12 protein-coding genes and 1 pseudogene are annotated in these 14,089 nt (G+C 51.3%); 7 read left to right on the top strand and 6 right to left on the bottom strand.

Going from position 1 to position 14,089, the window contains the following annotated elements; all coding sequences use genetic code 11:
* Nucleotides 1-270: pseudogene (locus BLP78_RS09820) on the top strand (IS5/IS1182 family transposase); the annotation flags it as partial.
* Between the two features lie 45 nt (nt 271-315).
* On the opposite strand, the gene BLP78_RS09815 reads toward BLP78_RS09820, so the two are convergent.
* The 6 genes from BLP78_RS09815 to tsaE all read right to left on the bottom strand — a co-directional run bounded on the left by BLP78_RS09815 (nt 316) and on the right by tsaE (nt 7,081).
* Complete coding sequence (locus tag BLP78_RS09815) at nt 316-1,482, bottom strand: ABC transporter permease (RefSeq protein ID WP_090458799.1); 1,167 nt, start codon at nt 1,480-1,482, stop codon at nt 316-318.
* A 404-nt stretch (nt 1,483-1,886) separates the two neighbouring features.
* Entirely contained in the window at nt 1,887-3,044 is a 1,158-nt protein-coding gene (locus BLP78_RS09805) for an ABC transporter permease (protein ID WP_090458796.1), read from the bottom strand.
* Nucleotides 3,045-3,120: 76 nt separating this feature from the next.
* On the bottom strand, nt 3,121-3,819 hold the full coding sequence (locus BLP78_RS09800; RefSeq protein WP_090458794.1) for an ABC transporter ATP-binding protein: 699 nt from the start codon (nt 3,817-3,819) through the stop codon (nt 3,121-3,123).
* A 17-nt stretch (nt 3,820-3,836) separates the two neighbouring features.
* Nucleotides 3,837-5,054, bottom strand: coding sequence for an efflux RND transporter periplasmic adaptor subunit (locus BLP78_RS09795; protein WP_090458793.1), 1,218 nt, complete (start codon nt 5,052-5,054; stop codon nt 3,837-3,839).
* Between the two features lie 222 nt (nt 5,055-5,276).
* Nucleotides 5,277-6,584 (bottom strand): N-acetylmuramoyl-L-alanine amidase, encoded by a 1,308-nt coding sequence (locus tag BLP78_RS09790; protein ID WP_090458817.1) that lies wholly within the window; start codon nt 6,582-6,584, stop codon nt 5,277-5,279.
* An 8-nt stretch (nt 6,585-6,592) separates the two neighbouring features.
* Nucleotides 6,593-7,081: a tRNA (adenosine(37)-N6)-threonylcarbamoyltransferase complex ATPase subunit type 1 TsaE gene (tsaE, locus tag BLP78_RS09785; protein ID WP_090458816.1), complete on the bottom strand. Its 489-nt coding sequence runs from the start codon at nt 7,079-7,081 to the stop codon at nt 6,593-6,595.
* Nucleotides 7,082-7,097: 16 nt separating this feature from the next.
* Here tsaE and BLP78_RS09780 point away from each other — a divergent pair, with 16 nt between their 5' ends.
* From BLP78_RS09780 to BLP78_RS09750, 6 genes are all read left to right on the top strand, one after another.
* Nucleotides 7,098-7,415 carry a hypothetical protein gene (locus BLP78_RS09780; RefSeq protein WP_143002934.1) on the top strand — a complete coding sequence of 106 codons (318 nt, stop codon included), beginning with the start codon at nt 7,098-7,100 and terminating at the stop codon, nt 7,413-7,415.
* A 393-nt stretch (nt 7,416-7,808) separates the two neighbouring features.
* On the top strand, nt 7,809-8,432 hold the full coding sequence (locus tag BLP78_RS09775) for an XrtA/PEP-CTERM system exopolysaccharide export protein (RefSeq protein WP_090458790.1): 624 nt from the start codon (nt 7,809-7,811) through the stop codon (nt 8,430-8,432).
* A gap of 281 nt (nt 8,433-8,713) precedes the next feature.
* Complete coding sequence (locus BLP78_RS09765; RefSeq protein WP_090458786.1) at nt 8,714-10,240, top strand: XrtA system polysaccharide chain length determinant; 1,527 nt, start codon at nt 8,714-8,716, stop codon at nt 10,238-10,240.
* A 336-nt stretch (nt 10,241-10,576) separates the two neighbouring features.
* Nucleotides 10,577-11,491: an XrtA-associated tyrosine autokinase gene (locus tag BLP78_RS09760; RefSeq protein ID WP_090458784.1), complete on the top strand. Its 915-nt coding sequence runs from the start codon at nt 10,577-10,579 to the stop codon at nt 11,489-11,491.
* On the top strand, nt 11,451-13,055 hold the full coding sequence (locus BLP78_RS09755) for a TIGR03016 family PEP-CTERM system-associated outer membrane protein (RefSeq protein WP_256330198.1): 1,605 nt from the start codon (nt 11,451-11,453) through the stop codon (nt 13,053-13,055). The genes BLP78_RS09760 and BLP78_RS09755 overlap by 41 nt, the downstream gene beginning before the upstream one ends.
* Before the next feature lie 13 nt (nt 13,056-13,068).
* Nucleotides 13,069-14,073, top strand: a complete 1,005-nt coding sequence (locus BLP78_RS09750; protein ID WP_090458781.1) for an XrtA/PEP-CTERM system-associated ATPase — start codon at nt 13,069-13,071, stop codon at nt 14,071-14,073.
* The last annotated feature ends 16 nt before the right edge of the window (nt 14,074-14,089 follow it).

Genomic DNA, 14,089 nt, shown 5'->3' with positions numbered 1-14,089 from the left:
CATCTGGTAATGGATCGCGCCTACGAGGGGAATGAAACACGGCAACTGGCGTTGGATCTTGGTTTCATTCCGGTAGTCCCGCCCAAGGCCAACCGGGTTGAGCCTTGGGAATACGACAAGGTTATGTATCGGCGGCGTAACGAGATTGAGCGACTGTTCAGGAGGCTGAAAGGATTCCGCCGTATCTTCTCCCGCTTCGAGAAACTTGATGTAATGTTCACTGGCTTCATCCACTTCGCTTTGATCGTCGAAGCACTTAGATTGTGTTAACAGACCCTAGAAATGAAGCGGTGTAAACGCGCTTCATACCTGCGATTACACCGCCCGCAGCGAGTCCACGATATTCAGGCGTGCGGCGCGTACGGCCGGGAGAAAGCCGCCGACCACGCCCATGATCAGGGCGAACGCAAATGATTTAAGGATAATTTCCAGATTCAGGATAAAGCTGAACGCCAGTTCCGAGAAGGACTGCCAGTTCATGGTGGAAATGGTAAAGAACTGCATGAAAGACGCCATTGTCAAACCGATGACGCCGCCCGCCGCACCGAGCATCAATGCTTCCACAAGAAATGCAGCGAGAATATTTCCGCGGCGAAACCCCAATGCGCGCAGGGTGCCGATTTCCGTGGCGCGATTAGCAACCGAGGCGTACATGGTGATCATTGCACCGATGATCGCGCCTGCGGAAAAAATGATCGACAACATCATCCCCAGATAGCGGATGAAGTTTGCCAGCACTTGCGATTGCTCCGCATAGAAAACGCTTTCCCGCTTGGCTTCCAGGGTAAGGCGGGGATCATCTTCAATGCGGGACTTGAGTTGAGGAAACGTTGCCGCGTCATTCAGCTTCAGTATCACTGAGGAATAGACTGGTCTGCGAAATGCCTGCATCAACTGATCCACGTCTCCCCAGATCTCCGAATCGAAGCCGCTTTTACCCGCATCCATAATGCCGACCACGGTCCATTCACGTTGCGCGAAGCGCAACATTTCACCCACGCCTGCGCCTTTATAGCGTTCCGCAATATTCTTGCCTGCAATAATTTCCGTCGAGCCAGGATAAAACATGCGCCCCTCCGTGATTTCCACCTGGGGGCGGAGTTCGACCCCCTTTTGTCCGACGCCGCGTATCAATACGTTTGAGGCTTTATTGGAGTCGCGTTTGGCAAGAGCGATCAATACGATGGTTTCCTTCGATGCGAGGCGCGCGCCGTCTATGCCGTAGGCAACTTCCGGCTGGTTTTCCACAATGGCGGCCTGGTCGCGCTCAACGAGACTCTGCACCTCCGTCCCGGCAGAACGACGCGTAACGATTACATTATCGGGAGACCCTGTTTCCACCATGGTTTTTCTGAGACCCTCCTCCAGCATCAACACGGTAGCGAATACGAAAACCACGAGGGCCATTCCGCAGGCGGTGAGCAGTGTAGTCAATTTGCGTGCGGCGAGATTGCGCCACGTGTATGAAAGAGGGACCGACATAATCAATTTGAACCTAAATCCGGTAGTTGGACGGGGAGAAGTGTACGGTTTTTGAGGTGCAGGGCAAGGCGCAACGACGCGGAATGCGACCGCGCAGGGCGGAGCAGTGCCTTCCGCAGGAAGGTGCGACCCCGAAGCGGGATGCGGGCGCCCCCTTGCGTGTGGAACGCGATCGCGGCATCCCCTGCGCTGCCCGATCCCCGCTGCGCGGGGTCCCTCGGGCGACGCTTCGGGGCGCCGTTCCATTCCAAGGAGTTGCAACGCAGCCATGTGCCGCAAAAACTGTGCAATTCACCTCGTAGCGACCTCACTCAGAAGGTGAGCGTCAAATAATATGAAATAATGTTATTAATCATAACACTAATCTATTAAATGAGTGGTCAACTACCGGATTTAGGTTAAAGCTACCCGATGTGGCGAAGTCCTTCCACAATAGACACTTGCGACGCGCGCAATGCAGGCATCACTGCTGCAATAAATCCGACCGCGATTGCGGCGGCAACTTGCATGAAGACCGTTTCCAGCGAGACGCTGAATACCGGAAACAATGTACCCACCTGTTTGCTGAATGCATGGGCGATCGGGAAAGTAAGCAGAATCCCGATTACCGCACCCGCGAGCGCAATAGCCAGTGACTCGCCATAAATCAATCCGGTCAGGAAGCGCGGGCCAAAACCCAATGCTTTGAGCGTGGCGTACTCGCGGATGCGTTCGCGCGCAGTCATTGCCATGGTGTTCGCCATTACCGCAAGGATGATGAATATCACCACGAACGAAACGATGCGTATCGCCACGACGATGGCTTCGGTCATGGCGACAAAACCCAGCTGGAACGCCTTCTCTGTTTCGGTAAGGGTTTCCGCGAGAGAGTTTCTGAACAATGCGTCGATCTCGGTCGAGATTTCCGCAGCCCTGTCGGCATCCGAGATCTGGATTATGTATACACCCACATGATTGGATCGACGGGCTATAGTCTTTTTCAACGTTTCATTGAGGTAATCCCAGTGAAAGAAAAGTTGCGAGGTGTCCGTTCCCGCTTCGGCGCCGTCATAAATAGCGCGCACCGTGAAACTCCATGCGCCTGGGTAAATTGTCCCCCGAAGAGGGATTGTATCGCCGACCTTGAAGCCATACGTATCTGCCAGCTTGCGGCCGATCACACAGCCCTTGCGGTCGATGCGGAATGCTTTCATTTCCGCCGGCAGGATGAGGTATTCCGGATAAAGATCGAAATAGGTTTTTCCATCTACCGCGAACTGCGGGAAAAAGTTTTTCTCGGTAATATAGACTCCGCCAAACCAGTTCGCATGACTGATCGCCGACACGCCCGGAATTTTGCGAATCCGCTCCTGATAATTGATTGGTAGCTGAAACACCAGCGAAATCGAACTTCGCGTCACCAGGCGAGTGGAGGAAGCATTTTCCGCCCCCGCATACCAGGCATCAACCACTGTTCGTAGCAGTCCAAAGGCGAGTATTGCCACCACCAGGCCCAGCACGGTCAGCCCGGTGCGCAGCTTATGGCGCAGCGTATTTCTTGAAATAAGCTTCAGGAAATGCATTTCTGCAGCAATCGCGCTATAGCGCGTCGTGGAAGAGACGTTGTAAAAAACAAAGGAAAACGCGCGATACCGCCGCTTACCGCTCGGATGTTACATCCAGTTCGCCTTTTTCGAGATGACGAATCGAATGCGCTGATTTGGCCGCATGCGGGTCATGCGTCACCATGATGATCGTCTTGCCCATCTCGCTGTTCAGGCGCGCAAGCATACGGAGAATATCGTCCGCCGATACCCGGTCGAGATCCCCCGTGGGTTCGTCCGCCACCAGGATGAGCGGATCGGTGATAAAGGCGCGGGCAATTGCCACGCGTTGCTGCTGACCGCCGGACAGTTCCGAAGGGTAGTGCGCCATACGGTCAGTCAGACCTACCATCGACAACGCAAGTTCGACGCGCTCCTGTCTTTGGCTGCGCGAAAGTGTTGTCAATAACAACGGCAGTTCAACGTTCTCAAACGCGGTCAGCACGGGCATCAGGTTATAGAACTGGAAAATGAACCCGACATTGGCAGCTCGCCAGTCCGCTAGTTCCGCTTCGGAAAGCGCGGCGATATCGATTCCGTTAACTTTCAGCGAACCGCTGTCGGGCTTGTCGATACCCGCGATAAGGTTGAGCAATGTACTTTTGCCGGAGCCGGAAGGGCCCATCAATGCGATGAAATCGCCCGGCATGATGTCGAAAGAGATGTTGGTGAGAACAGGCACCGTTTGTCCGCCACGGCGGTAGGATTTGGTGAGCTGCCGGATCTCGACAATCGATTTGGAAGCGTTTTCCATGCAAACCTTGCTGCCTTTTATTTAGCCGCCGTTTTGACCTTATCGCCGTTGTCGAGCCCATCTCCCGGTCTCAGTATTACCTTGTCGCCAGCCCTGGCGCCTTTCAGGACTTCAACCATATCGCCAATTTTTTCGCCGGTGTCAATGGACGTCTCAACCGCCTTTCCGTCCCTTAAAAGGAATATGACGTTTTTGCCATTTCTCTGTGTAATCGCGCCGGATAATACAGCAACGCGCGCAGTGCGCTGACCAGCCGCCATTTCTTTTTCCAGGAAGGCGACCTTGGCGCTCATTTCCGGCAGTACCTTGGGATCATGGTCGACAAATCGTATTTTTACCAACACAGTCGCTTTAGCACGGTCCACCGTTGGTACGATGCGCTGTACCACGCCGCGCAAACGCAGATCGGGAAGTGCATCCAGCTGAATTTCGCAGGGTTGCCCCAGCTTTACTTTTGGCAAGTTGGATTCGGATACATCGGCTTCTACTTCGAGCGTATCCATGTCTGCCATCGTTACCACTGCGCCTTTGGCGTCAAGCGCGGAAGAGAAGGGAGTGACGACGTCCCCGATGTTCGCGCTTTTCGTCAGTACCACTCCATCGAACGGTGCACGGATCAGCGTTTGCTCCACCGCTATCCGGGCTGCGCGGTGATTTGCCTCGGCTACGGCGACCTCGGCGCCGAAACCCCGAAGGGCAGCCTGAGCCTTGTGATAACGGGCAGTGACAGTATCGTATGCGAACGGCGAAATGAAACCCTTGTCGAGCAACTCTCCATTCCGGTTGAACGCTGCCAGGGCATCGACCAATTCTGCTTGTGCCTGCTGCAGGTTCGCCTTCGCTACGTTGACGCTGGCCGCAGCTTGGTCCATCGCTGCGGTAACATCGGCATTCTCCAGTCGCGCAATGATTTCGCCTTCCGTTACCTTGCTGCCTTCTGTTACCCCCAACCATTCCACCCGTCCGGTCGCCTTGGATGCCACTGCTGCCTTCCGCTGCGCAACCACGTAACCGGTGGCGTTGAGCAATGTGAATGATTGTGACGGATACGCAGTGGTGATCGTGGTCGACTCCACCTCTACCGCCATGCCGCTTCGGAAATAGAGAAACCCGGGTACCACAAGCATTGCAGTGATCGCGAGCCAGGCTGCGAGGGGGAAGCGCGTCTTGCGCGTACGCCCCGTTACGGTGCTGCCCCGGTCTATCTTCAGCCTGGAAAGGTCTTCATTGGTCACGGCAACATCTCGGATAATTCAACGCCGCGATTATGAAGTAGAAGCATTGTCACGGCTAGAAGCCTCTGGCTCAGCCCTACGCGAGCATGACGGCAATTCAGGGGCAGGATGAGAAGGACGAGCAGGCGAATGGCAGGCGCTATCCTCCTTGATTGTGACAGTGGTTTCGTGGAAACCTGTCAGCAATGAGAATGACGCGTAATTTCGGGCAGTGGAAAGGTCTTACTCAAGCAACACCATCCTTGAACGGGAAAGCGGAGGATTGTTTGCGAAATATCGCTTGATGCCGGCGAGTATGGCGTCGGCCAGTTTGTCCTGATACGCGCTATCCTTCAGTTTCTTTTCCTCATCCGGGTTACTGATGAAGGCTGTTTCAACCAGGATTGAAGGGATGTCAGGCGATTTGAGGACAGCGAAGCCGGCCTGTTCCACGCTGGTTTTATGCAGGTGGTTGATATCGCCGATTTCTGAAAGCACTTCCCTGCCGAGCTTAAGGCTGTCGTTGATGGTTGCTGTTTGTGACAAATCAAGCAAAGTTTGCTTGAGATAGGGGTCCTTGATATCCAGATTGACTCCGCCGATCAAGTCCGCGTCGTTTTCTTTTTTTGCCAGCCAGCGCGCAGCGGCCGAGGTTGCGCCACGTTCGGACAGTGCAAATACGGAGGAGCCGCGTGCATGCGGCTTGATGAAGGCGTCGGCATGAACGGATACGAACAAATCGGCGTTCACCTGGCGAGCTTTTACCAAACGCATCGGCAGCGAAATAAAGTAATCCCCTTCCCGCGTCAGCGCGGCCCGCATATTGGGTTCTTTATCTATCTTGGCTTTGAGTTTTTTGGCGATCGCCAGCGTGATATTTTTCTCATGTGTGCCACGTTGGCTTATTGCCCCAGGATCCTCCCCACCATGTCCAGGGTCGATGGCGACGGTTATGAGACGTATCATCTCCGGCTTATGCTTTTTGGACACCGAAGTGCGCGCGGACCTGGTTTCCGCTTTTGAATTTATGTTAGTGTCGGGATTGGCATCAGTTTGTAATGTCGCCGTGGTATTTTCGTTAAGAAGCGCCATCAGCGGATCGGGCGGAACAACGGGATAAAGATCCAGCACCAACCGGTGCCCGTAGTCGCCCACGGGTTTGAGCGCGAAAGCTTGCGGCACTGCTTGGGTTTTGAGGTCCAGAACCAGGCGCAATATGCCCGGTTTGAAGCGGCCGATCCGCACTGCCTGGATATAGGGGTCGGCGGCGTCAATTCTATCCGCGAGCTTTTCCAGTTCGGGCGTTAGCACGACTTGTTCCAGATCGATCGCAACGCGATCCGGATTTTTTACGATGCTGAGCGAATACTGTATAGGCAGGGCTGATTCCAGCGTGAGGCGGGTATACTCCGGCGCCGGCCAGACACGGACCGAACTGACCTTGATATCAGCGAAGGCGGAATTGCAGAGCGGCAGAAACAGGAATACAGCCGCCACGAACAACCAGGTGACGAATATGGAGTGGGTACGAACATTGCGACAATCGGACATTGCCGCGTTCAAGGGTTTTTCAGGGATTGCCAATGTTTCAAACACAGTCTACCGGCCTCCGTGTCTGCCTGAATTTCCACATTGCGGCCAGTCTCAGCAATATGGAACAGAAAACTCAAATCGGCCTTAGGCAATAGGCCAGCTGCCTTTTCAGGCCATTCCACCAGGCAGATTGAGTTTGCGTTGAAATATTCCCGGAAACCTGCTTCTTCACATTCAAAGGGATCTTTGAATCGATAAAAATCAAAGTGATAGAAGTATAACCTAGAAATTTTATAAAGTTCAACCAAATTGTATGTGGGGCTTTTTACTTTTGCCTGATAACCTAGACCTCGGAGGATTCCACGTGCCAGCGTCGTCTTGCCGGCACCGAGATCACCATTCAGGAAAATAATCAGGCCAGGATGCAATATGGTTGCGACTTCCGCGCCGAGTGCCAGCGTTGCGGCTTCATCGGGAAGATCGCAATTGGCGTGATGACGGCTAGTGTGATGCATGACTGTCAGGAAAGGTATGATGCGCACTATGCAAGAAAAAATCTCCAAAGATCCGCTGCAGATTTTCAAGGATCCAGCGGTTGATTTTACCCAGCTCGCCGAGCCGATCAAAGCCTGGGGTAATGAACCCGGTTTTCAGGATATTTCCGATGCAGGCCCGGAGATGACGAAGGTCGAATCAGGTTTGCTGGAATGGCTGAGCAAAGGTTATCACGGCGAGATGGATTATATGGCAAAGCAGGGTGCACGGCGTACCCATCCGGTGGAACTCCTTCCCGGCATGCTGTGTGTGATCTCGAGGGTGTTTAGCCCTCAGTTCCATGGATCGCGATAGCTTGAATCCGAGGTAAGCTATACCCGCTATTAATAACCTTGTCTGTATGGGGTGTACCAAAGTCCAATTTGATCATGCCACTGAAATTGATAAGATTCAAATATCGTTCAACTGGCGAATTAAGTGAACTCCTTCTGTAGCTTGTTGAATGGGACAAACTTTGTGAATTCCGAAAGATAGCGTCATGTTGGGCGCTTGTGATCACGTAAAATGCTATTATGCGAACCTTGAATATGTGGAATAACGTGCTACAAATAGTCGGTTAGCCCTTGTGCTTGAGTCAAAGCCGCCTTCAAAAGAGAAGTTGATTTATCGTCTCATATTTTTACTAAAAATCCTCTTCCAGCGGCCCCAGCAGACTTTAATAATCAATAAACAAGAAAAGGAAGTTCAGTGAGCGCTTCGTATATCAATATCAGGAAATGCCTTGCTTGTTTTGCTATTGTTTTTCCTGTCCTTCTCATCGGCTGCAAATCATATCCATCGCTTTCTCCGGACGACAAGCATCTCGCGCATGATTACCTTATCGGTCCAGGAGACAATGTGGACATCATCGTTTGGCGCAATCCGGAAGTTTCCATGGCGGTACCGGTTCGGCCGGACGGGAAAATCACGACGCCTCTGGTGGAGGATTTACCGGCCAGCGGAAAAACGTCAACGCAGTTGGCGCGAGATATCGAAGAAGCTTTGTCGAAGTATATTCAGCAGCCGGTTGTGACCGTCGTCGTAACGGAATTTGTCGGCCCCTACACTGAACAAATCCGAGTTATAGGGGAGGCGGCGAAGCCTCAAGCACTTCCATATCGTGAAGAAATGACACTGATGGATGTTCTGATCGAGGTTGGGGGCATAACGGATTTTGCCGCGGGCAACAAGGCCAGGATCGTCCGTAACATAAACGGAAAACAACACCAATTTAGCGTCCGATTGGATGATTTGATCAGGGATGGCGATATCTCGGCCAATGTACCCATGCAACAGGGGGACGTTCTTGTCATACCGGAAAGTTTCTTCTGATGAAGTTGGGTTGCCTGGGTTAGCGCGGCAAAGAGCTTATTGAGGTATGGCGATAACTCTGCTATTGGCTTCATTGCAGACATTTGGTTGGCAATATGCGTCTTTTTGCCAAGCCGGCATTTATTATGAGAAAGCAGACTGGTTTCACCTTCAGGATGAAGACGCAAAAATATAACGACGAAGAAAAAATAGACCGATTTCCGGACTATCAACCCAAAGACGACAGAAATAATTTTTCTGCAATAACGTCGACAATAGCACTCTTACGGGCCGTTTGACATATGGAGGAACTTACAGCCCAACTACTCGTTTACCTGAAAGGGGTCTGGAAATATCGTTGGGCTGCGGTAATCGCCGCCTGGGTCGTTGCTACGGCCGGATGGACTATTGTTTATAAGCTGCCTGATGATTATCAGTCTACCGCAAGGATATACGTCGATACTCAAAATGTATTGAAGCCTTTGATGGCGGGCATGACCGTGTCTCCCGATCTTCAGCAGCAGGTTTCCATTATGAGTCGTACTTTGATCAGCCGGCCAAATGTGGAAAGAGTCATTCGAATGGTGGATCTGGACATAAAGGCAAAAAACGTAAAGGAACAGGAAAATCTCGTCAAAGACCTCATGAGTAAGATCCAGCTCGGGGCAGCCGGACGTGATAACCTTTTTACCATTCACTATAACAATCAAAATCCAAAACTCGCCAAGGACATCGTTCAATCTCTACTCACTATTTTTGTCGAGGGCGGTCTTGGAGACAAGACACAGGACTCCTCGTCTGCGATTCGCTTTATTGATGAGCAGATCCGCAGTTATGAGGAGAAATTGATCGCGGGAGAAAATAATCTTAAGGCGTTCAAGCAGAAGAACATCGGACTGATGCCTCAGCAGGGCGGTGATTATTACTCCCAGCTATCTCAGGCTGTGGAGGATCTTAATAAAACAAGGCTGGAGTTGCGGGAGGCCGAGCAGGCACGCGACGCAATCAAAAGACAAATTACCGGTGATGAGCCCGTTCTTCTGGTGGATCAGGATGATTCGATCTCGTCCATAGTCAATGTGGAGCTTGATTCCCGAATTGATGCGCTGGACAAGAATCTGGATGCGCTCAGGCTCAACTTTACGGAACTGCACCCCGACATCATATCGACGAAGCGTCTTATTGCGCAGCTTGAGGAGCGTAAAAAGGAAGAAGCAAAGCTGACCAAACCTGGCGCTGACCCTGGCAAGAATTATAGTCCCATGCTGCAGCAGCTCAACGTGGCCTTAGCGGAAGCCGAGGCTGACGTCGCTTCAATGAGAGCACGTGTGGAGGAATATACTTCCCGGTATGACCGGATGAAATCCCTCAGCAATGCCGTGCCTCAAGTGGAAGCGGAGCTTACGCAACTTAACCGCGACTATCAGGTAAATAAATCCAATTATGAAAAACTTCTCGAACGCCGTGAATCTGCAAAGATATCGGGAGATCTGGGTTCCGCTACCGATTTGGTGTCGTTCAGGATTATTGATCCACCGACGGTTTCGGATCGACCAGTAGGCCCAGACCGCGGCAAGTTTTTTTCTATTGTTTTCCTAGGCGCCTTATTGGCGGGGATCGGCATAGCGTTTGTTATCAGTCAGGTACGGCCGACGTTCCATAGTCAAGCCAGCCTGCGTGAAATCTCCGGTAAGCCGATATTGGGTTCTATTCCCATGATCTGGACCGATCAGGAAAAAAGTAAGCGCAAAAAGCGGCTTTATGCGTTTGGTTTTTCCCTGCTGTCTTTGCTGGGTCTATACGGAACATTAATGGTAAAAATTGCTTAACCCGAGGCCCGGGAATTAGAGATTCTCTTGCTTGTTACTGATCAGTATGAACATTTTGCCGGTGCAGGAAGGTTTGCCTTTCAGTGCTTCGCCTTATAGCGATCTTTCAAGAGATAAGCCTTTATAGCACGGTATATTTTGTGGCAGCGGGCTCTCGGGAAAACGCTTATTTTTCGAATACAACTGCAGGGTACCGGAATTGCAGAATTCACCGTGATCGGCGCATTAGCCGTTGAATCTCCAATCTACCCCTCCTGTTCTTAGTTTAGAACAGGCAGTTCGCAATTAAATACAGAGCGACACCTGGCAAGTCCAAATCAGAATATTGGAGAAAGCGTGAGCATTATTGAAAAAGCGGCAGCTAAACTCGAAAAAGAAGCGGAACCCAATGTCCAGCATACGCCATCAGCCGCTTCCATAAATCCCGTTAAAGAACACTTGATTGAAAATGATGTTCCCAAAAATGATGCTTCCAGGGAAGAACCCAGTCAGAATCGTCTGCCAAACCCTGGTTCGGCATCGAAACGAATTACGCTAAATCTCGCAAAAATGCGCCAGCATGGCATCGTCACGCCAGATGAGGGAAGAACACAGATAGCCGAGCAATTCCGTGTGATCAAGCGGCCATTGCTCACTAACGCTTTTGGCAAGGGGCCGACCAGGGTCAAGAACGGAAATCTGATCATGGTGACCAGCGCCCTCGCTGGAGAAGGGAAAAGTTTTTGTACTGTCAATCTGGCTATGAGCATAGCTATGGAAATGGACCGCACGGTATTGCTGGTCGACGCCGATGTGGCGCGTCCTACGGTTCCCAGAATCCTTGGTGTTGGAAAAGAGAGAGGCTTGCTCGATATTCTGCTTGATGAAAAACTTGATTTGGCCGACGTTCTGATTAAAACCAATGTTGAGAAGCTGACTCTCCTCACCGCCGGAACGCGCCATTCTCATTCCACGGAGCTACTGGCAAGCCAGAGCATGGGCGAATTGCTAAAGGAGCTCGCGGAACGCTACGCCGATCGCGTTGTTATTTTTGATTCGCCGCCGCTGCTATTGACTAGCGAGGCCCGCGTTCTGGCGAGCCAGATGGGACAAATCGTCCTGGTAGTAGAGGCCGAAACGACATCACAACAGGCTGTTAAGGAAACCCTTCGACAGATCGAATCCTGCGATGTCGTGAATTTGATCTATAACAAGGCCAGATCTTTCTCTGGTGGTGAATATTACGGTTACTACTATCATGAGAGTGCCTGAGAATAAGCGCTACCATAGGATTTTATTCCCGGCTGCTTGTTCTGCTGCGACGGTGTTGTTATTTTTGTCGCCTTCCTCTGACGCTGCCGAATGGCGGGTAGTTCCCCGGTTGAGTTTGGTCGAAGTTTATTCTGATAATGTTAGATTAGGAACAGCATCGAGCGCGTCAGGATCAGGCGACTTCATTACCCAGATCAATCCGGGTATGTCTATGAATGGGTTAGGGCCCCGCTTTAACCTGAGATTGGATTATACGATGAATAATCTTCTCTACGCTCAGAACAGCAACCTGACCCGAACCAGGCATCAATTGAACGCAATTGGAAATGCCGAGCTGATTGAAGACCTGTTTTTTGTGGATGGACGAGCCACGATGGCGCAGCAAAATCTCTCGCTAACGGGACCGCAATCAATGGACAACGTCAACGTCACAGGTAACAGAGCTGACGTAAGAACATATAGTATCAGTCCTTATCTCCGCCACCGCTTCAAGGACTTTGCAACCGCCGAGGTGCGGTATAGCTTGAGCCAGGTTACCTCAAACGCCAATGCCCTTTCCAATAGCCAGGGAACCGGCTATTTATTTGGTTTGAACAGCGGTAGCGCGTTCAGGACGCTTGGTTGGGGTTTTAATTATAGCAATCAAACGGTTCATTTTGACCGTTCAAACCGGAACGCCGAGTTCGAACGCTACATCGCCACACTTCGTTACCGCGTTACGCCGCAATTTGGCTTGATAACTACGGGAGGCTACGAAAAGAATAGTTTTCTTTCGATCCGCGGAAGCCCATCGAGTCCTACCTGGTCAGTAGGCTTTTTGTGGACGCCGACCGAAAGAACCAGTATAGCGATCAGTGGCGGCCAAAGATTTTTCGGCGACACCTATTCAGCCCTTGCTACCCATCGCACTCGCTTGACTGCATGGGAAGTGAGTTATGATGAAGGCCTTACGACATTCAATCAACAGGCTCAGTTTGGCTCAATGCTCACTATGGGGGGCTCTCTGAGCCAGCTTCTTACAGCGCAAAATCCAGGCCTCAGCCCCGATGTCATTCAGCAAAACACCGGCGCCATTCTTGGACTTGGAACTTCAGGTGCTTTTGCTAATCCCAGCAATTTTTTATCGAACCGGCTTTTTCTGCAGAAGCGCTTCCAGGCTTCTGTTGCTATGAATGGTACAAGAAATACGCTTGTATTCAGATTATTCAATATGACGCGCCGGGCGTTTTCGCCAGAATCGGTGGATGTCGGGCTGGGAAATGCCGCAGACTTGTCGTTGCTCAACCATACTAGACAGAGCGGTGGCAACGGGTTGTGGAGCTACCGAATTTCGCAGTTAACCAGCGCCAATCTAAATTTTGGATTTACAAGATTCAGCTATCTCGGAGCCGACAGGCAAGACGATATGATGTTATTCAGCACCGGGCTGATGAGGCGTATTCCGGAGATCTTGCCTGATCTCGTAGGCACGCTTCAAGTGCGACATAATCGGCGAACTTCCAGCCAAGCTGGGGCAAATTATCAAGAGAATGCCGCGATCGCAACCCTGAGTATGAGTTTCTAGCGGAAATAGACGAATGTACGTACCCTTCTACGGCTTCAGAGTCAAGCCCTTTCAACTGAAACCTGATCCCAGTTTTTTCTTTGGAAGCAAGGGTCATAAACGCGCCATGGCTTACCTCGAATATGGACTTTCCCAGAGAGAAGGTTTTATCGTGATCACTGGAGAAGTCGGTGCGGGAAAGACCACCTTGGTACGCAATCTTTTCCGCAAGCTGGAGTCCGAGAAAATTCTTGCCGCTCAAATCGTCAATACCGATCTAGAGTCCACCGATACATTGAGAATGGTCGCTGCGGCGTTTGGACTACCCTACGAAAATTCGGATAAGGCTTCTTTACTCATTCGCCTCGAGCAGTTCTTTCGCCAATGCGATCAGCAAGGAAAACGCACGCTTCTGGTTGTGGACGAGGCGCAGAACCTCTCCCGGCGGACCGTTGAAGAGTTGAGGATGCTTTCCAATTTTCAAACGGATGACAGGCCTCTGCTCCAGACATTCCTGCTCGGCCAACCGGAGTTCAGAAAAACTTTACTTGGTAGCGATATGGAGCAATTGCGGCAAAGAGTGATTGCAACCTACCACCTTGGACCCATGGATTTATCAGAAACACGATTGTATATCGAACATAGATTAAAGACCGCAGGCTGGTGTGGTGACCCATCGTTTGAAGACGATACTTTTGAAACCATACACAACCATGCGGCCGGCATTCCGCGAAGAATCAATGCGCTGTGTGATCGCCTTTTATTGATGGGCTGTTTAGAGAAATTGCACAACTTCGGCAGTACGGAAGTCGATGAGGTGATTCGGGATATTCAGCAAGAATTTGAGATCCCGATAGCGGCAGCCAATGTGCCAGATATAAGCGACCTGGGCTTGGTTCGAGAAGAATCTCTTTCCCACCTGCAAAGCATGAGTGCCAGAATTGTCAAGCTGGAGAATTCTGTCGTATCGTTGGCGCAACTGCTCAAACAGGTACTCTCGCTGGCTCGCTCAAACAAGAGCCCGCCAAAAGACACATAATGCTACCCATATGCGA

The sequence above is a fragment of the Nitrosospira sp. Nsp1 genome (assembly GCF_900100985.1).
In the GTDB taxonomy this organism is placed as follows: domain Bacteria; phylum Pseudomonadota; class Gammaproteobacteria; order Burkholderiales; family Nitrosomonadaceae; genus Nitrosospira.
This window is presented reverse-complemented; position numbering and strand designations above follow the sequence as displayed.

Excerpts from the sequence above, each read along its gene's own strand:
- BLP78_RS09815 (WP_090458799.1), bottom strand. The coding sequence starts at position 1,482 with ATGTCGGTCCCTCTTTCATACACGTGGCGCAATCTCGCCGCACGCAAA.
- BLP78_RS09805 (WP_090458796.1), bottom strand. The coding sequence starts at position 3,044 with ATGCATTTCCTGAAGCTTATTTCAAGAAATACGCTGCGCCATAAGCTG.
- BLP78_RS09800 (WP_090458794.1), bottom strand. The coding sequence starts at position 3,819 with ATGGAAAACGCTTCCAAATCGATTGTCGAGATCCGGCAGCTCACCAAA.
- BLP78_RS09790 (WP_090458817.1), bottom strand. The coding sequence starts at position 6,584 with ATGTCCGATTGTCGCAATGTTCGTACCCACTCCATATTCGTCACCTGG.
- tsaE (WP_090458816.1), bottom strand. The coding sequence starts at position 7,081 with ATGCATCACACTAGCCGTCATCACGCCAATTGCGATCTTCCCGATGAA.
- BLP78_RS09780 (WP_143002934.1), top strand. The coding sequence starts at position 7,098 with ATGATGCGCACTATGCAAGAAAAAATCTCCAAAGATCCGCTGCAGATT.
- BLP78_RS09765 (WP_090458786.1), top strand. The coding sequence starts at position 8,714 with ATGGAGGAACTTACAGCCCAACTACTCGTTTACCTGAAAGGGGTCTGG.
- BLP78_RS09750 (WP_090458781.1), top strand. The coding sequence starts at position 13,069 with ATGTACGTACCCTTCTACGGCTTCAGAGTCAAGCCCTTTCAACTGAAA.